Here is an 18,932-nt window from a genome sequence, read left to right on the forward strand (position 1 = left end):
CCATTTTCTTGCAGCAGCGGATGCGGGAAAGCCCTTATTTCAGGCGGGTAATAAGAGCCATAAAAAAAGAAAAAACCGAAATAATACCATAAAAACGCTGCTGGTAAAATACGCTGACTAGAGGCACGCCCAATGAATAGAGGTCTTCACCAGCCTGGCGAGTTTCGCGATAACTGTGGTTTTGGCCTGATTGCCCATATGGAAGGGCAGGCCAGTCACGACTTGCTGAAAACGGCCATTGAATCACTTACCTGCATGACGCATCGCGGTGGTATCGCGGCAGACGGCAAAACCGGCGACGGTTGTGGTCTGCTGCTCAAGATGCCAGCGCAGTTCATGCGTGCGGCAGCTCAAGAGGCGCTCGGTGTGGCGCTGGGCGAGCGCTTTGCCGTGGGCGTGGTATTCCTGCCTGACGACGATGCGCGTGCCAGCAAGGCCAGAGAAACCCTGGTTGGCGAGCTGAGCGCCCGCGGCCTGGACGTGCTGGGCTGGCGAGTCGTGCCCACCGACTCCAGTGTCTGTGGTCCCATGGCACTGGACTGCCTGCCGCGTATCGAACAGCTGTTCGTGGCGCCCGGCAGCAGCGACAACTTCGATGTCGACCTGTTCATGGCGCGCCGCTATGCCGAGCAGGCCCTGCGCAGTGATGAAGACTTCTACGTGGCGTCGCTTTCCAGCGAAGTGGTCTCCTATAAAGGCCTGGTGATGCCGGAAGACCTGCCAGCTTTTTACAAGGACCTGAACGACCCGCGCCTGGAAACCGCCATTTGTGTTTTCCACCAGCGCTTCTCGACCAACACGGCGCCGCGCTGGCCGCTGGCGCAGCCGTTCCGCCTGCTGGCTCATAACGGTGAAATCAACACCATCGAAGCCAACCGCGGCTGGGCGAACTCGCGCAAGGCGAACTTCGTCAACGAGCGTCTGCCCGATATCGCCAAGCTGGATGACATCGTCAACACCACTGGCTCCGACTCCTCCAGCATGGACAACATGCTGGAAGTACTGCTGACCGGGGGGATGGAGCTGCACCGCGCCGTGCGCATGATGGTGCCACCTGCCTGGCAGAACGTGGAGACCATGGATGCCGAGCTGCGGGCGTTCTACGAGTACAACTCCATGCACATGGAGCCGTGGGATGGCCCCGCTGGCGTGGTCATGACCGACGGCCGTCAGGCCGTGTGTATGCTCGACCGTAACGGGCTGCGCCCGGCGCGCTGGGTGATTACCAAGAACGGCTACATCACCCTGGCGTCTGAAATTGGCACTTACGGCTACCAGCCGGAAGACGTGGTGGCAAAAGGTCGAGTCGGCCCCGGTCAGATGCTGGCCGTGGATACCCACACCGGCGAAGTGCTGCACACCCAGGACATCGATAATCGCCTGAAGTCCGCATACCCCTACAAGCGTTGGCTGAAGCAGGAAGCCAGCTACCTGGAGTCGGCGCTGACCGAGCTGGCGCGATTCCAGACCATGGATACCGACGCCCTGAACGTGCAGCAGAAGATGTTCCAGGTGACCTTTGAAGAGCGTGACCAGGTGCTGCGTCCGCTAGCAGAAAGCGGCCAGGAAGCCGTCGGATCCATGGGCGACGATACGCCCATGGCGGTCCTGTCGAGCCGTCCGCGCCTGCTGACCGACTTCTTCCGTCAGAAGTTTGCTCAGGTCACCAACCCGCCCATCGACCCGCTGCGCGAAGCGATCGTCATGTCGCTGGAAACCTGCTGCGGTGCCGAGCTGAACGTTTTCAAGGCCACGCCGGAGCACGCGCACCGCTTGATCCTGACCACGCCGGTGCTGTCGCCACGCAAGTTCACTGCGCTGGTGAGTCAGGACGACCCGGCATTTGCCAGCCATTTGCTGCCGCTGGGCTACGACCCGGAAAGCACCAGCCTCCAGCAAGCCATCGTGGCGCTGTGCCAGGAAGCCGAAGCGCAGGTCAAGGCGGGCAAGGTAATTCTGGTACTGAGCGATGCCGAACTGCCCAAGGGCCAACTGCCCATCCAGGCAGCCCTGGCCGTGGGTGCTGTGCACTCGCACCTGGGGCGTCTGGCGCTGCGCCCGAATGCCAACATCGTGGTCGAGACCGGCTATGCCCGCGACGCCCACCAGATGGCCGTACTGTTCGGCGTGGGCGCCACGGCGGTCTACCCGTGGCTGGCCTATCAGGTGATGGCCGACATGCACCGCACTGGCGAACTCACCGGTAACCCGGCAGATGCCCGCGAGAACTACCGCAAGGGACTGCAGAAGGGGCTGTTCAAGATTCTTTCGAAGATGGGTATCTCGACGCTGGCGTCCTACCGTGGCTCCATGCTGTTCGAAGCCGTGGGCCTGGCCGATGAAGTGATGGATACCTGTTTCGTCGGCATGGCGTCGCGCATTCAGGGCACCGGCTTTGCCGAGCTGCAGCTGCAGCAGGAGCTGCTGGCCAAGGACGCCTGGATTCCCCGCAAGGGCATTTCCCAGGGCGGTATGCTCAAGTACGTGCACGGCCACGAGTACCACGCCTATAACCCGGATGTGGTCAAAGCGCTGCAAGCGGCGGTGCAAGAGGGCAGCTACACCAAGTGGAAGAAGTTCGCGCAGCTGGTGAACGAGCGCCCCGTGGCCACCATTCGTGACCTGCTGAAACTCAAGCCTGCGGCCACGCCGATTCCGCTGGAAGAGGTCGAGCCCATCGAAGCGCTGATTCCACGCTTCGACAGCGCAGGCATGTCGCTGGGCGCACTCTCCCCTGAGGCCCATGAGGCGCTGGCCCAGGCCATGAACGAGGCCGGAGGTCGCTCCAACTCCGGGGAAGGCGGCGAAGACCCTGCCCGTTACGGCACCATCCGCAGCTCCAAGATCAAGCAGATCGCCTCTGGCCGTTTCGGCGTGACGCCTGCCTATCTGGTCAATGCAGACGTATTGCAGATCAAGGTTGCCCAAGGGGCCAAGCCCGGCGAAGGCGGCCAGCTGCCAGGTGGCAAGGTCAATCAACTGATTGCCCGTCTGCGTTACTCCGTGCCCGGCGTGACGCTCATTTCGCCGCCGCCGCACCACGACATCTACTCCATCGAAGACCTGGCGCAGCTGATCTTCGACCTGAAGCAGGTCAACCCTGATGCCCAGGTGTCGGTGAAGCTGGTCTCCGAGCCTGGCATCGGTACCATTGCCACCGGCGTTGCCAAGGCCTACGCGGACCTGATCACCGTCTCGGGCTACGATGGCGGCACGGCGGCGAGCCCGCTCACCTCCATCAAGCACGCCGGTTCCCCCTGGGAGCTGGGCCTGCCGGAAGTGCATCAGGCACTGCGGATCAATGGCCTGCGCGACAAGATTCGTCTCCAGACCGACGGCGGCTTGAAAACCGGGCTGGATGTCGTCAAGGCGGCCATTCTGGGGGCCGAAAGCTTCGGCTTTGGCACGGCGCCCATGGTGGCGCTGGGCTGCAAGTTCCTGCGCATTTGCCATCTCAACAACTGTGCTACCGGTGTCGCTACTCAGGATGACTTCCTGCGCGGCGAGCATTTCCGCGGCACCGTGGACATGGTGAAGAACTACTTCCGCTTCATTGCCGAGGAAGTGCGCGAGCTGATGGCCATGCTGGGCGTGAGCAAACTCACCGACCTGATTGGTCGTACCGACCTGCTGGAAGTGCTGGAAGGCAACACCGCGTCGCAGCGCAAGCTGGACTTGACGCCGCTGCTGGCCAACGATTTCGTGCCCGCCGACGCGCCGCAGTTCTGCGTGGTCAGCCGCAACGTGCCCCACGACCCCGGTGCCAAGAACCAGGAAGTGCTGGCGGCGCTGAAAGAGGCCATCGACACCCAGTCCGGCGGCACCTTCGATTTCACCATCACCAACTGCGACCGCAGCGTGGGCGCGCTCACTTCGGGGGCGATTGCCAAGCGCTACGGCGAGGATGGCCTGGAAGCGGCGCCGGTCACCGCGCGCTTCAAGGGGGTGGCGGGCCAGAGCTTTGGTGTCTGGAACGCGCGTGGTTTGAATCTCTACCTGGAAGGCGACGCCAACGACTACGTGGGCAAGGGGATGAACGGTGGCAACATCGTGATCGTGCCGCCCAAGGTCAGTCAGTTCGAAAGCCACAAGACTGCCATCATCGGTAACACCTGCCTCTATGGTGCCACCGGCGGCACGCTGTTTGCGGCGGGTACGGCAGGCGAGCGCTTTGGCGTGCGTAACTCTGGCGCCACGGCGGTGATCGAAGGCGCCGGGGACCACTGCTGCGAATACATGACCGGCGGTCTGGTCTGTGTGCTGGGTGAGACGGGTGTCAACTTTGGGGCAGGCATGACCGGTGGTTTTGCCTACGTACTGGATGAAGATCGTACCTTCGTGGACAAGTACAACCACGAGCTGGTCGAAATCCACCGGGTGAATACCGAAGCGATGGAAGCCTATCGTCGTCACCTGCGCGAAATGATCGAAGCCTACGTGGCGGCGACCGGCTCTGCGCGTGGTGCGGCGATTCTGGAAGACTTCAGCGACTACGCACGCCACTTCTGGCTGGTGAAGCCCAAGGCCGCCAGCCTGGGGAGTCTGCTGGATCAATCCCGGCGTCAGCCGCAATAACCGTCCGCGCCTACGCTTCGAGGAGAGAGATCATGGCCAACCGTTTGAATAACGATTTTCAGTTCGTCGACGTGGGTCGTAAAGACCCCGAGAAAAAACCGGCACATACCCGTGCCAAAGAGTTCGCGGAAATCTACGAACCCTTCAAGCCAACCGATGCGGCCAGTCAGGCGCATCGCTGCTTGCACTGTGGCAACCCGTACTGCGAATGGAAGTGCCCGGTACATAACTATATTCCCAACTGGCTACAGCTGGTGGTGGAAGGCAACATCATCGAAGCCGCCGAGCTGTCCCACAAGACCAACTCGCTGCCGGAAGTGTGTGGCCGCGTGTGCCCGCAGGATCGCCTGTGCGAGGGCGACTGCACCCTGAACGATGGCTTTGGTGCCGTCACCATCGGCTCCGTAGAGAAGTACATTACCGATACCGCCTTTGCCATGGGCTGGCGCCCGGACATGTCCAAGGTGGTCTGGACCGACAAGAAGGTCGCCATTGTAGGGGCGGGGCCTGCGGGCCTCGGCTGTGCCGACATTCTGGCGCGTAACGGCGTCAAACCCGTGGTGTTCGACAAGTACCCGGAAATTGGTGGCCTGCTGACCTTCGGTATCCCGGAGTTCAAGCTGGAAAAGAGCGTCATGGAGCGCCGCCGCGCGGTCTTCGAAGAGATGGGCGTCGAGTTCCGCCTGAATACCGAAATCGGCACCGACATCGAGTTCGAAACGCTGCTGCAGGAGTACGATGCGGTGTTCCTGGGCATGGGCACCTACAAGTACATGCAGGGTGGCTTCCCCGGCGAAGACCTGCCCGGTGTCTACAAGGCGCTGGACTTCCTGATTGCCAACGTCAACCGCCGCCTGGGCTTCGAAAAAGACCCGAGCGACTTCATCTCCATGGAAGGCAAGCGGGTCGTGGTGCTGGGTGGTGGCGATACCGCCATGGACTGTAACCGCACCTCGATTCGTCAGCGTGCTGCCAGCGTGACCTGTGCCTATCGCCGCGACGAAGAGAACATGCCGGGTTCGCGCCGTGAAGTGGCCAACGCCCGGGAAGAGGGCGTCGAGTTTCTGTTCAACCGCCAGCCGGTCGCGGTAGTTGGTGAAGATAAGGTCGAGGGCGTGAAGGTCGTGCGGACGCGCTTGGGCGAGCCGGATGAAAATGGTCGCCGTCGCCCGGAAGTGGTGCCCGGCTCCGAAGAGATCATTGCCGCCGATGCGGTGGTGGTGGCCTTTGGCTTCCAGGCAAGCCCGGCCCCATGGTTCAAAAGCGCCAATATCGAGGTCAACGACTGGGATCTGGTCAAGGCACCCGAGCATGGCCAGTATGCATTCCAGACCAGCAACGAGAAAATCTTTGCCGGTGGCGATATGGTGCGCGGTTCGGACCTCGTGGTCACGGCCATTTATGAAGGCCGCCAGGCCGCCGAAGGCATTCTGGACTACCTGGGCGTTTAAGCGTGTAACGAGGTGGCTGATAAGGGGTGCCTGGGGCACCCCTTTGCCTGATAAATCAGCCTCCCACTGCTTATGGGTAACCAGTGGTTAGTGTGGGAGGCAGCTTTAGCTCGCGACCCGGCACGGGGGCCATTTCAGTTCAAATTGAGCCGAAGGGTGTAATCTGCTATTCTGTCGTCCCATCCTGGTGTGGCTTTCTGTTACGCCTTTTGATCACGTTTCGACAGGTTTTCCATGACACGATATATCTTCGTGACCGGCGGCGTTGTGTCCTCTCTTGGCAAGGGCATCGCGTCGGCCTCGCTGGCGGCGATTCTCGAGGCTCGCGGCCTTAAGGTCACCATGCTCAAGCTCGACCCGTACATCAACGTGGACCCGGGCACCATGAGTCCTTTCCAGCACGGCGAGGTGTTCGTCACCGAGGATGGCGCCGAGACGGATCTGGACCTGGGGCACTACGAGCGCTTCATCCGTACCAAGATGACCCAGCGCAACAACTTCACCACCGGCCGAGTGTACGAGCACGTGCTGCGCAAGGAGCGCCGTGGTGACTACCTGGGCGGCACGGTACAGGTCATTCCCCATATCACCGATGAGATCAAGCAGCGTGTCTACGCTGGCGGCGAAGGCTTCGACGTGGCGCTGGTGGAGATCGGTGGCACGGTCGGCGATATCGAGTCGCTGCCCTTCCTGGAATCCATTCGTCAGATTCGCAGCGAGTTGGGCGCCAGCCGCGCCATCTATATGCACCTGACCCTGGTGCCCTATATCAAGACCGCTGGCGAAACCAAGACCAAGCCGACCCAGCACAGCGTCAAGGAGCTGCGCTCCATCGGTATCCAGCCGGACATTCTGATTTGCCGCAGCGAAGTGGAGCTTGAGGAGAGCGAGCGTCGCAAGATCGCGCTGTTCACCAACGTGGAAGAGCGTGCGGTCGTGCCGCTGCAAGACGCCGACACCATCTACCGCATTCCGCTGATGCTCCACGAGCACGGTCTGGACGATATCGTCTGCGACAAGCTGCGCCTGGAAGCGGCACCGGCCGATCTTTCCGAGTGGATCAAGGTACTCGATGCCAAGCTCAACCCGCTGAAATCCATCAGCATCGCCATGGTCGGTAAGTACATGGAGCTGCTGGATGCCTACAAGTCGCTGAACGAAGCGCTGATCCACGCCGGTATCCAGGGGCGTATCAAGGTCAACGTGGACTACATCGACTCCGAAGATATCGAGCGTCACGGTACCGAGCGCCTGGCTGGCAAAGACGCCATTCTGGTGCCGGGCGGCTTCGGTGAACGTGGCGTCGAAGGCAAGATTCTGACCGCCCAGTTCGCCCGTGAAAACAACATCCCCTACCTGGGTATCTGCCTGGGCATGCAGGTGGCGGTGATCGAGTTTGCACGTAACGTGGCAGGCTGGAAAGACGCCAACTCCACTGAGTTCACCCACGACACCAAACACCCGGTGGTGGGTTTGATCACTGAGTGGATCAACGCCGAAGGCAAGATCGAGCTGCGCGATGCGGCCTCTGATCTGGGCGGCACCATGCGTCTGGGTGGCCAGGTGTGTCACTTGACGTCAGGCAGCAAGGCGCGCGAGGCGTACGGCGCTGACGAGATCGTCGAGCGTCATCGCCATCGCTTTGAAGTCAACAACCAGTTCATCGACGAGCTGGAGCGTGCAGGCCTGGTGATTTCAGGCAAGAGCGTGGACCAGTCGCTGGTGGAGATGGTCGAGCTTGCCGACCACCCCTGGTACGTGGCGTGTCAGTTCCATCCGGAATTCACCTCCACGCCGCGTGATGGCCATCCGCTGTTCTCCGGGTTCGTCAACGCCGCGCTCGAGTACAAGACGGCACGTACCCGTGCCCACGCCACACCTCAGGAATAAAGGGGGAAGCATGTCTTCTCAATCCCAATTCCCAGAGCATCACATCCACGTTGCCGGCTTAACCGCCGGCAATTCTTTGCCACTCATGCTGCTGGGCGGCATGAACGTGCTGGAGTCGGCGGAACTGGCCGATGAAGTCGCGCAGGCTTACGTGGCCGTGACGCAAAAGCTGGGCATGCCGTATGTTTTCAAGGCCAGTTTCGACAAGGCCAACCGCAGCTCGATTCACTCATATCGTGGCCCTGGGATGGAGAAAGGGCTGCAGATACTGGCCGATATCAAGGCGCGCTATAATGTGCCCATCATTACCGATGTGCACGAGCCCTGGCAGGCTGCGCCTGCGGCCGAGGTAGCCGATATCATCCAGCTTCCGGCTTTCCTGGCGCGCCAGACCGATCTGGTGGTGGCCATGGCCAAGACGGGCGCTGCCATCAACATCAAGAAGCCTCAGTTTCTGGCACCCCATGAAATGCGCCATATCCTCAGCAAGTTTCAGGAAGCGGGCAATGACCGCCTGATGCTCTGCGAGCGCGGCACCAGCTTTGGCTACAACAACCTGGTGGTGGACATGCTGGGCTTTGGCGATATGAAGCACACCGGCTATCCGGTGTTTTTCGACGTGACCCACGCTCTGCAGCGCCCCGGTGGCCGTGCCGACAGCGCCGACGGCCGCCGTGCCCAGGTGGCCGAGCTGGCCCGTGCGGGCGTGGCGGTAGGCCTGGCGGGGCTGTTTCTGGAAGCCCACCCGGACCCGGACAACGCCAAATGCGACGGCCCGTGTGCGCTGCCGCTGGACCAGTTGGAGCCCTTCCTGACGCAGCTGGCGCAGTTGGATGCCTTGGTGAAAGGCTTCGACCCATTGACCATCCGTTAATCGCTGCGATAAACCGTGGTATACATTGGACCTAACCTCCATCAGACCGACAACCAAAGGACACTGTCATGACCAAAATTGTTGAAATCAGTGCGCTGGAAGTGCTCGATTCGCGCGGCAACCCGACCGTTCAGGCAACCGTGCGTCTGGAAAGCGGTGCCGTAGGCAGCGCCTGCGCGCCCAGCGGTGCCTCTACCGGCTCCCGCGAAGCACTCGAGCTGCGTGATGGCGACAAGGCGCGTTACCTCGGCAAAGGCGTGTTGAAAGCCGTGGACGCCGTGAATGGCAAGATCCGTGATGCGTTGTTGGGGATGGATGCACGGGACCAGCGCGGTCTGGATGACGCCATGCTGGCGCTGGACGGTACCGACAACAAGGCCACCCTGGGCGCCAACGCCATTCTGGCCGTATCGCTGGCCGCTGCCAAAGCCGCTGCCAACGCCAAGGGCGTACCGCTTTATGCGCATATTGCCGAGCTTTACGGTCAGCCAGGCCAGTACAGCATGCCGGTACCGATGATGAACATCCTCAACGGCGGTGAGCACGCCGACAATAACGTGGATATTCAGGAGTTCATGGTGCAGCCGGTCGGCGCTGCCAACTTCCGTGAAGGCCTGCGCATGGGCGCGGAAATTTTCCACGCGCTGAAGAAAGTGCTGTCTGCCAAGGGGCTGTCTACCTCGGTAGGGGATGAGGGTGGCTTTGCGCCCAACCTGACATCCAACGCCGAGGCACTTGCCGTCATCAAGCAGGCGGTGGCCGATGCCGGTTATACCCTGGGCAGCGATGTCACCCTGGCGCTGGACTGTGCTGCCTCCGAATTCTATAAGGAAGGTCAGTACGACCTGGCCGGAGAAGGCAAGCGTTACGACTCCGAAGGGTTTGCCGACTACCTGGCGGGCCTGTGTGCCGACTACCCCATCGTGTCTATCGAAGACGGCATGGACGAGTCCGACTGGGCGGGTTGGAAAGCCTTGACCGACAAGCTGGGCGACAAGGTGCAGCTGGTGGGCGATGACCTGTTCGTGACCAACACCAAGATCCTCAAGCGTGGCATCGACGAGCAGATCGGTAACTCGATCCTGATCAAGTTCAACCAGATTGGCTCGCTCTCCGAAACCCTCGACGCGATTAAAATGGCCCAAGATGCGGGCTTTACGGCGGTCATCTCCCACCGTAGTGGTGAAACCGAAGATACTACCATTGCTGATCTGGCCGTAGGCACCTGTGCGGGACAAATCAAGACCGGATCGCTGTGTCGTTCTGACCGTGTCGCGAAGTACAACCGCCTGCTGGTGATCGAAGCCGAGCTGGGGGATGTGAGCTACCCCGGTTTGAAAGCCATCAAAGGCCAGTAGGTTAAAAACATAGCGTTCGCGTGTAAGAGATCTCTCAAAAATTTGTAAGAGATCTCTTACAAATGCCGACGAAATTCGCTCGAAACCTTGTAAGAAAAAGCGAGATTTTTCACTAATCCAACTTTAAGTGATTGTCTTGTTTGGGTTTTATGGAAGAAAGGCGGGCCCCTTGGGCTCGCCTTTTGCGTATTGGGTCCGCTTGAGAAGTTGCGCTGTTCTGCCACAATGCATTCAGGATAAGGGGAGGCAAGGATGCTTCAGGCAGGATGCAACGGGATGTATGCAGGTGCGCTGGGTGACACAGTGATGTGAGCCTTGGCAAGGAAGTCACCTGAGGAGGTTGACCCAGGGAGTGGTCAGAGGAAGTGCTTGGAGCGGGCGGCCTACGGGCCGCCTTTTTTTTGCGTGCGCATCAGTCAGGCCAAAAAAAACCAGCGCGAACGCTGGTTCTCAGGAAATACCGTGTCGCTGTGATCAGCGCTCCAGCTTTTCGAGCTTGCCGGGCTTGCCGTCCCACTCTTCGGCATCGGGTAGCGGGTCTTTCTTCTCGGCAATGTTGGGCCACACGTCGGCCAGCTCGGCGTTGATCTCGATGAACTGCTCTTGCCCATCCGGTATCTCGTCTTCCGAGAAAATGGCTTCGGCGGGGCACTCCGGCTCGCAGAGGGCGCAATCGATGCACTCATCCGGGTGGATGACCAGGAAGTTGGGGCCTTCATAAAAACAGTCGACCGGGCAAACTTCCACGCAGTCGGTGTACTTGCATTGGATGCAGTTCTCGGTAACGACAAACGTCATCTCACTATCCCTCTTGCGGGACCGGAGCGTTCTCCGGTCGTGTTTAATCGCGAATGGTTATAGATTAGCCGTTTTTTATAAGCTAAATGTGGCGCCATTTTAGTAGTGCTGCCCCACGGCGGCAAGCGCCAGGCATCAATCTCACCCGTGTTTACAGCATCGAGCGCCACTGGTAGAGCAGATCCAGCGCCTCGCGCGGTGATAAATCGTCGATGTCGGTGCTGGTCAGTGCGTCCACCACCGGATGTGGCGCGCTGGCAAACAGGTCGTTCTGCTGAGGCGCCTGGGAGCCTGACAAGGGCCGCTGCTGAGTGTCCACGTCGCGCTGTTCCAGTGTCATCAGCTTCTCCCGTGCGCGCCGAATCACCGGCCCCGGCACCCCGGCCAGTTGAGCGACCTGTAGCCCGTAGCTCTGGCTGGCGGGGCCGGCTTCGATGCGGTGCATGAAGACGATGCCATCCCCGTGCTCGGTGGCCGTCAGGTGAATGTTGGCCACCCCCTCGGCCTGTTCGGGCAGCGCAGTCATTTCGAAGTAGTGCGTCGCGAACAGCGTCAGTGCGCGGGCCCGGGCCAAATGTTCGGCGCTGGCCCAGGCCAGCGACAAGCCGTCGAAGGTGCTGGTGCCGCGCCCGATCTCGTCCATCAGTACCAGGCTGTGCTCGGTGGCATTGTGCAGGATATTGGCGGTTTCGGTCATTTCCACCATGAAGGTGGAGCGCCCGCCTGCCAGGTCATCGGAGGAGCCGATACGGGTAAAGATGCGATCGACTGGGCCAACCTCGGCGGCATCGGCAGGCACGAAACTGCCGCTGTGTGCCAGGAGGGCAATGAGTGCCGTCTGGCGCATGTAGGTCGATTTACCCCCCATGTTGGGGCCGGTAATGATCAGCATGTGCTGTTCAGGCGTCAGCATGACGTCGTTGGGCACGAACGGTTTGTCGCTGACCTGCTCCACGACCGGGTGGCGGCCTGCGGTAATGGTAATGCCCGTGGTCGCGACCAACTGTGGGCGCACCCAGTTGAGCGCCTCGGCGCGTTCGGCAAAGGCGCACAGCACGTCCAGCTCGGCCAAGGCCCGCGAGGTGGCTTGCAGGGCATGCAGCTGCTCATTCAGGGTGGCCAACAGCTGGTCGTAGAGCCATTTCTCTCGGGTCAGTGCGCGTGACTTGGCGGACAGTGCCTTGTCTTCGAACTCTTTCAGCTCGGGAATGATGAAGCGTTCGGCGTTTTTCAGCGTCTGGCGACGAATGTAGTCTGCGGGCGCCTGCTGGGCCTGGGAGCGGGGCAGCTCGATGAAGTAGCCATGGACGCGGTTGTAACCCACTTTGAGGTTGGCCAGGCCGGTGCGCTCGCGTTCGCGCAGTTCGAGCTGGACCAGGTAATCGCCCGCGTTCTCGGCCATGCCCCGGTGTTCATCCAGCTCGGCATCGAAGCCATCGGCAATCACGCCGCCGTCACGAATCACCACCGGTGGGTTGTCGACCAGGGCTCGGCTCAGCGTATCGGCCAGCGTCGGGTAGGGGCGGATGTTCGGTGTCAGGCCGTCCAGAGCGCTACCGGTATCGATATCGGCCAGCAGCGCTTCCAGGGTAGGCAGCGTGGCGAGGGCGTCACGCAGTCTTGCCAGGTCACGTGGGCGAGCGCTGTACAGGGCAACCCGGGCGAGAATCCGCTCCACGTCGCCTACATCGTTCAGCGTCTCGCGCAGGCTCATGTAAGCGGCATCGATGGAGAGCAGGGCAACGCCCGCCTGGCGTCCTTCGACGATGTCTCGTTGGCGCAGGGGGCGGTTCAACCAGCGTTTGAGCAACCGTGAGCCCATGGCGGTGGCGCAGGTATCCAGTACGCTGGCCAGGGTGTTGTCGCCGTTGCCGCCGAGGTTGATGTCGATTTCAAGATTGCGGCGACTGGCCGCGTCGATCACCACCGCGTCGTCGCGATTCTCTACGCTGATGGACGTGACATGGGGCAGCCGCGAGCGCTGGGTGTCCCGGGCATAGTCGATCAAGACGCCTGCGGCCACCAAAGCGGTAGAGAGATGCGCACAGCCAAACCCGCGCAAGTCGCTCACTTCGAACTGGTCGCACAGGCTGCGCGTGGCGCTTTCCAGATCGAATAGCCATTCACCCTGGCGGCGCAGGCTGCGCTTTTGCGACCAGGCGTCGGGCAGCGAAAGGCTTTCAGGCACCAGCAGTTCGGCAGGTGAAAGGCGGGTCAGCTCGGCCAGCATTTCTGCCTCGCTCTCTACCTCCAGCACGTTGAAGCGCCCGCTGGAAAGCTCCAGCCAGGCAACCCCCCAGCCTTCCTTGCCCGGGGCCACGGCCACCAGCACGTTGTCGCGGCGGGCATCCAGCAGCGCCTCGTCGTGCAGCGTACCGGGGGTCACGATGCGCACCACTTGGCGCTCGACAGGGCCTTTGCTGGTGGCGGGGTCGCCAATTTGCTCGCAAATGGCCACCGATTCGCCACCCGCTACCAGCCTGGCAAGGTAGCCCTCGGCGCTGTGATAAGGCACGCCTGCCATGGGGATCGGCTTGCCGCCCGACTGACCGCGCTGGGTCAAGGTGATATCCAGCAGCGCTGCCGCCCGTTTGGCGTCGTCAAAAAACAGTTCGTAGAAGTCCCCCATGCGGTAGAACAGCAATACCTCGGGGTGCTCGCGTTTGATTTTCAAATACTGCGCCATCATCGGCGTATGGGCGGGGCTGGCCTGTGACATGAGCGTCCTGATTGAGCGTGGCGCAGACCTGAACGGCATGCGGCATGTTCGTTGGGCAATTTCGTTGAGAAAGCTAAACGCAGTATTCTACGCTACCCTAAGGTCTTACATGAAGGAGTCACCATGGCCCCCAGTGTTTCCAGTCTCAAGAATCTCGATTTATCACTGTTGGCTCAACGACTTGGGCGGCTTTGCCAGCAACTGCACGTCGAAGTGACCACCGCCGAGTCGTGCACGGGAGGTGGCATTGCCAGCGCCATTACCTCCACGGCCGGTAGCTCGGCTTACTTCAGCGCAGGCTATGTGACCTACTCCAACGCTGCCAAGACTCGCCTGCTGGGGGTCGAGCCTGCGTTGCTGGAAGCCCATGGCGCGGTCAGTGAATCGGTCGTGCGGGCCATGGTAGTGGGCGCCTGTCGTGACAGCGGTGCCGACCTGGCCGTAGCGGTCAGCGGGGTTGCCGGGCCGGAAGGCGGTAGCGAGGAGAAACCGGTGGGCACCGTGTGGCTGGCCTGGGGCGATGGCGAGAGCCAGCAGGCAGAGCGTTTTCATTTTCCAGGTGACCGCCAGGCGGTGCGCGAGCAGGCGGTCCGTGAAGCTCTGGCAGGGTTGGTCGCTCGGCTTTCTGCCCAGGCCGCCAAGAAATAATCGTTAAAGTTGCCGCCGAGGATTTGTTTCATCGCTGATCTTTGGCATACTACTGGCTAATTATACAGCTTGTTATGAGGAATCTCTGCATGGCTCAGGAAGACAACCGCACAAAAGCGCTGAACGCGGCACTCAGCCAGATCGATCGTCAGTTCGGCAAGGGCACCGTCATGCGCCTGGGCGATGCGCCTCGCGTCGTCATGCCGTCTGTCTCCACCGGTTCGCTGGGGCTGGACATTGCGCTCGGCATCGGCGGGCTGCCGTTTGGTCGTGTCGTCGAAATCTTTGGCCCAGAGTCATCCGGTAAAACCACGCTGACCCTGTCAGTCATTGCCCAGGCGCAAAAGCAGGGCAAAGTGTGTGCCTTCGTGGACGCCGAGCACGCGCTGGACCCCAGCTACGCTGAGAAGCTGGGCGTCAACCTGGACGACCTGCTGGTTTCCCAGCCGGACACCGGTGAACAGGCGCTGGAAATCACCGATATGCTGGTCCGCTCCGGCGGTGTGGATGTGATTATCATCGACTCCGTGGCTGCGCTGACTCCGCGTGCGGAAATCGAAGGCGAAATGGGCGACTCCCACGTGGGCCTGCAGGCGCGCTTGATGTCCCAGGCGCTGCGTAAAATCACCGGTAACATCAAAAACGCCAACTGCTTGGTGATCTTCATCAACCAGATTCGTATGAAGATTGGCGTGATGTTCGGTAGCCCCGAGACCACGACCGGCGGTAACGCGCTGAAGTTCTACTCCAGCGTGCGCTTGGATATTCGCCGCACCGGTTCGGTGAAGTCAGGCGACGAAGTCACCGGTAACGAAACCCGCGTGAAAGTCGTCAAAAACAAGGTGGCACCGCCGTTCCGGCAAGCTGAGTTCCAGATCCTTTACGGCAAAGGTATCTACCACGCGGGTGAGGTTATCGATCTTGGCGTGCAGTGCAGCCTAGTGGACAAAGCAGGCGCTTGGTACAGCTATAAAGGCAACAAGATCGGCCAGGGTAAAGCCAATGCGGCGCAGTACCTGGAAGAGCATCCCGAGATCATGGAAGAGATCGAATCTCAAATCCGTGAGCAACTGCTGGCCAAGGTAGAGCCGAAGAAAGAAGAAGCCCCTGCAGCAGATGTGGCAGCCGAGGGTGATGACGATCTGCTTTGAACCAGGCTGTTGGCGTTGCCTGGCAGGAGACGTGAATGTTTTCTGCTAAAGCCGATGCTTCGCCCAGGGAGTGGGCCATTCAGTGGCTGGCTCGGCGCGAGTACTCCCGCGCCGAGCTGGCCCGCAAGCTCGAGCAAAAGGCCTTCGAAGATGATGAGATCAGCGCCTGCCTCGATGCGCTGGCCGAGCAGGCGCTGCAGTCGGACGAGCGTTTTGCCGAAAGCTTTATCCGTTCACGCATCGCCCGTGGACAGGGAGTGATTCGCATCAAGGGAGAGCTGCGCCAGCGCGGTGTCGATGCGCAAACCTGTGCCGCTGCGCTGGTAGCGGTGGAAGCGCGCGAAGCCGTGGACTGGTTCGAGCTGGCCCGTCAAACGTTGGAGCGACGCTTCAGCTCGCCGGGCGAGACGCCCAAGGAGCGCGCCAAGCGAGAACGTTTTCTGGCCGGGCGTGGCTTCGATTTCGAGCAAATCCGCTATGCAATCTCCTGTTTGTCGCCCTCTTCTTAACCCGTTCAGGGGTTTCATCTGCCTGCTCAGGGCTGTCTATAACCCCGCTCAGGGCTGTCTATAACCCCGCTCAGGGCTGTTCACCACGCGGTTCCCTCCCTCTATATTATCGTGCCACCCGCCCTCTATTTATTGTGTCATTAGGGGCTCTGCCACTATCTGCGGCTTTAGTCGTTTGACAACTGAGTTATAATGGGCGTTTTGCGACCCCAGCGGGTAGCGGCGACAGCGCCCTGGGGCATCACGCTTTCTTGTCACGGATACCCTATGAAAAGCGCAGAACTCAGACAGGCCTTTCTCGATTATTTCGAACAGCAGGGGCACACCGTCGTGCCCACCGGCTCCCTGGTGCCGGGCAACGACGCGACGCTGCTCTTCACCAATGCGGGCATGGTGCCCTTCAAGGACGTGTTCCTAGGCCGAGATCCGCGACCCTACGTTCGTGCGGCATCTGCGCAGCGCTGCGTGCGTGCTGGCGGCAAGCACAACGATCTGGATAACGTCGGCTACACCGCGCGCCACCACACTTTCTTCGAAATGCTGGGCAATTTCAGCTTTGGCGACTATTTCAAGCGTGATGCCATTCGCTTTGCCTGGACGTTCCTGACCGAGCGTCTGGGGCTGCCCGCCGAAAAACTGTGGGTCACGGTGTTCACCGAAGATGACGAGGCCTACGCCATCTGGGCCGATGAGATTGGTGTGCCACGCGAACGCATTGCGCGCATTGGTGCCAAGGACAACTTCTGGCAGATGGGCGACACCGGCCCCTGTGGCCCATGCTCCGAGATCTTCTTCGATCACGGCCCGGAAGTCTGGGGTGGCCCGCCCGGAACGCCTGAGGAAGACGGTGACCGTTTCATCGAAATCTGGAACCTGGTCTTCATGCAGTACGACCGTTCAGCCGATGGCACGCTGCACCCGCTGCCCAAGCCGTCGATCGATACCGGCATGGGGCTGGAGCGCGTGGCGGCGGTGATGCAGGGCGTACACTCCAACTACGAGATCGACCTGTTCCAGAACCTGCTGCAAGCCGCGGCCAAGGCGACCGGGCATCAGGACACGACGACGCCATCGCTGCGCGTGATTGCCGACCATATTCGCTCGTGCGCCTTCCTGATTGCCGACGGCGTGCTGCCTTCCAACGAAGGGCGCGGCTACGTACTGCGTCGTATCATCCGTCGCGCCATTCGCCATGGCCACAAGCTGGGCGCGGCCGAGCCGTTCTTCCACAAGCTGGTGAGTGCGCTGGATGCCGAAATGGGCGATGCCTACCCCGAGCTGCGTGAGGCCAGCGAGCAGATTGCTCGCGTGCTGCTGAAAGAGGAAGAGCAGTTCGCCCGTACGCTGGATCATGGCATGGGGCTGCTGAATGCTGCGCTGGAAGAGTTGCAAGGCGACGTGCTGCCCGGTGAGACCGTGTTCAAGCTGTACGATACCTACGGTTTCCCCTTCGATTTGACCGCCGACGTGTGCCGCGAGCGGGAAGTCACCCTGGATGAAGAAGGCTTCCAGCGTGAACTGGAAGCGCAGCGTGAACGCGCGCGTGCCGCCAGCCAGTTTGGTGCCGACTACACCGCCTCGATTGATCTAGAAGGTGAAACCCAGTTCACCGGCTATGAGCTGCTGGCTGACCAAGCCACCGTTACTGCGCTCGTGGACAGCGAAGGCAATGCTCTGGCGGCTCTGGAAGCGGGCCAGAAGGGCACTGTGGTGCTGGACCGCACGCCATTCTACGGCGAGTCCGGCGGCCAGGTGGGCGATACTGGCTACTTGCACGTCGATGGCGGTCGTTTTCAGGTGAACGATACCCAGAAACAGAGTGGCCACCACCTTCACCAGGGGGTAATGGTCGAAGGGAGTCTGAGTGTCGGCGCCAACGTGCGCGGTGAAGTCGATGCCAGCCTGCGTAGCGCGACCATTCGTAACCACTCCGCGACCCACCTGCTGCACAAAGCACTGCGTATGGTGCTGGGCGATCACGTTCAGCAGAAGGGCTCGTTGGTCAACGCAGAGCGTCTGCGTTTTGACTTTAGCCACTTCGAACCGATGACCGCAGAGCAGCTTGCTGAGGTCGAGCGCATCGTCAACGAGCAAATCTTGGCCAATGCCCCGACGAAGATCGAGCAGATGAGCCTGGCCGAGGCCAAGGCCAAAGGCGCAGCGGCGCTGTTCGAGGCGAAATACGCCGACAACGTGCGCGTACTGACCATTGGTGCCGACGATTTCTCCATCGAGCTGTGTGGCGGTACTCACGTAAGCCGCAGTGGCGACATCGGCTGCTGCCATGTGGTCAGCGAAGTGGGTATTGCCTCCGGCGTACGCCGCATCGAGGCGATCACCGGAGAAAACGCGCTGGCGTACTTCCGCGAGCAGGAGGCCCGAGTACAGCGCCTGGGCGAGCGTCTGAAAACCAAGCCCGAGCAGGTAGAAGCGCGCGTGGAATCGCTGTTCGAGCGCAACCGCAGCCTGGAGAAAGAGCTGGAGCAACTGAAGGCCAAGCTGGCCAGCGCGGCAGGCAGCGACATGCTCAGCCAGGTTCAAGAAGTGGCTGGCGTGAAGCTGCTGGTCACTCAGCTCGAAGGCGTCTCAGGCAAGGACTTGCGCGGCGTGCTGGATCAGCTCAAGAACAAGCTGGGCTCGGGCGTCATCATGCTGGGCGTGGCCGATGCCGATGCTGGCAAGGTCAGCCTGATTGCGGGCGTCACGGACGATCTGACTGGCCGTGTGAAGGCTGGCGAGCTGGTCAACCATGTGGCCTCCCAGGTCGGCGGTAAAGGGGGCGGTCGTGCCGATATGGCTCAAGCGGGCGGTAGCCAGCCCGATGCGCTGCCAGGAGCGTTGAATAGCGTTCCGGCCTGGTTGGAAAACACGCTTAGCTAAAAAGGAAGGCCGGTGGCATTATTTGCTGCCGGCCTTTTTGTTCGTCAGGAAAATTGGCAATAACAACATTCACCCTCCA

Annotated in this window: 11 protein-coding genes; 9 read left to right on the forward strand and 2 right to left on the reverse strand. The window is 61.0% G+C overall.

The window, feature by feature from the left end:
- Nucleotides 1-132: 132 nt before the first annotated feature.
- From gltB to eno, 5 genes are all read left to right on the forward strand, one after another.
- Nucleotides 133-4,575, forward strand: a complete 4,443-nt coding sequence (gltB, locus tag RVM27_RS12820) for a glutamate synthase large subunit (RefSeq protein ID WP_498956763.1) — start codon at nt 133-135, stop codon at nt 4,573-4,575.
- Between the two features lie 32 nt (nt 4,576-4,607).
- Nucleotides 4,608-6,026: an FAD-dependent oxidoreductase gene (locus RVM27_RS12825; protein WP_498956764.1), complete on the forward strand. Its 1,419-nt coding sequence runs from the start codon at nt 4,608-4,610 to the stop codon at nt 6,024-6,026.
- Nucleotides 6,027-6,260: 234 nt separating this feature from the next.
- Nucleotides 6,261-7,916 (forward strand): CTP synthase, encoded by a 1,656-nt coding sequence (gene pyrG / locus RVM27_RS12830; protein ID WP_039180087.1) that lies wholly within the window; start codon nt 6,261-6,263, stop codon nt 7,914-7,916.
- Nucleotides 7,917-7,926: 10 nt separating this feature from the next.
- Nucleotides 7,927-8,790, forward strand: a complete 864-nt coding sequence (gene kdsA / locus RVM27_RS12835) for a 3-deoxy-8-phosphooctulonate synthase (RefSeq protein WP_039180085.1) — start codon at nt 7,927-7,929, stop codon at nt 8,788-8,790.
- 68 nt (nt 8,791-8,858) lie between these two features.
- A complete protein-coding gene (eno, locus tag RVM27_RS12840; protein ID WP_287807666.1) occupies nt 8,859-10,148 on the forward strand; it encodes a phosphopyruvate hydratase in 1,290 nt (429 codons plus the stop codon).
- A 474-nt stretch (nt 10,149-10,622) separates the two neighbouring features.
- On the opposite strand, the gene fdxA is transcribed toward eno, so the two are convergent.
- Together fdxA and mutS are read right to left on the reverse strand one after the other, a co-directional pair.
- Nucleotides 10,623-10,946, reverse strand: a complete 324-nt coding sequence (gene fdxA / locus RVM27_RS12845) for a ferredoxin FdxA (RefSeq protein WP_039180081.1) — start codon at nt 10,944-10,946, stop codon at nt 10,623-10,625.
- Between the two features lie 151 nt (nt 10,947-11,097).
- On the reverse strand, nt 11,098-13,665 hold the full coding sequence (mutS, locus tag RVM27_RS12850) for a DNA mismatch repair protein MutS (protein ID WP_498956765.1): 2,568 nt from the start codon (nt 13,663-13,665) through the stop codon (nt 11,098-11,100).
- Between the two features lie 123 nt (nt 13,666-13,788).
- Between mutS and RVM27_RS12855 the strand changes: the two genes are divergently transcribed.
- From RVM27_RS12855 to alaS, 4 genes are all read left to right on the forward strand, one after another.
- Complete coding sequence (locus tag RVM27_RS12855; RefSeq protein WP_498956766.1) at nt 13,789-14,313, forward strand: CinA family protein; 525 nt, start codon at nt 13,789-13,791, stop codon at nt 14,311-14,313.
- An 89-nt stretch (nt 14,314-14,402) separates the two neighbouring features.
- Entirely contained in the window at nt 14,403-15,464 is a 1,062-nt protein-coding gene (gene recA / locus RVM27_RS12860) for a recombinase RecA (RefSeq protein WP_287804220.1), read from the forward strand.
- A gap of 35 nt (nt 15,465-15,499) precedes the next feature.
- Nucleotides 15,500-15,973, forward strand: coding sequence for a regulatory protein RecX (locus tag RVM27_RS12865; protein WP_498938722.1), 474 nt, complete (start codon nt 15,500-15,502; stop codon nt 15,971-15,973).
- Between the two features lie 267 nt (nt 15,974-16,240).
- Complete coding sequence (gene alaS / locus RVM27_RS12870; protein ID WP_498956767.1) at nt 16,241-18,853, forward strand: alanine--tRNA ligase; 2,613 nt, start codon at nt 16,241-16,243, stop codon at nt 18,851-18,853.
- The last annotated feature ends 79 nt before the right edge of the window (nt 18,854-18,932 follow it).

It is taken from the genome of Halomonas sp. KM007 (genome assembly GCF_050709225.1).
GTDB classification, from domain to species: domain Bacteria; phylum Pseudomonadota; class Gammaproteobacteria; order Pseudomonadales; family Halomonadaceae; genus Vreelandella; species Vreelandella hamiltonii.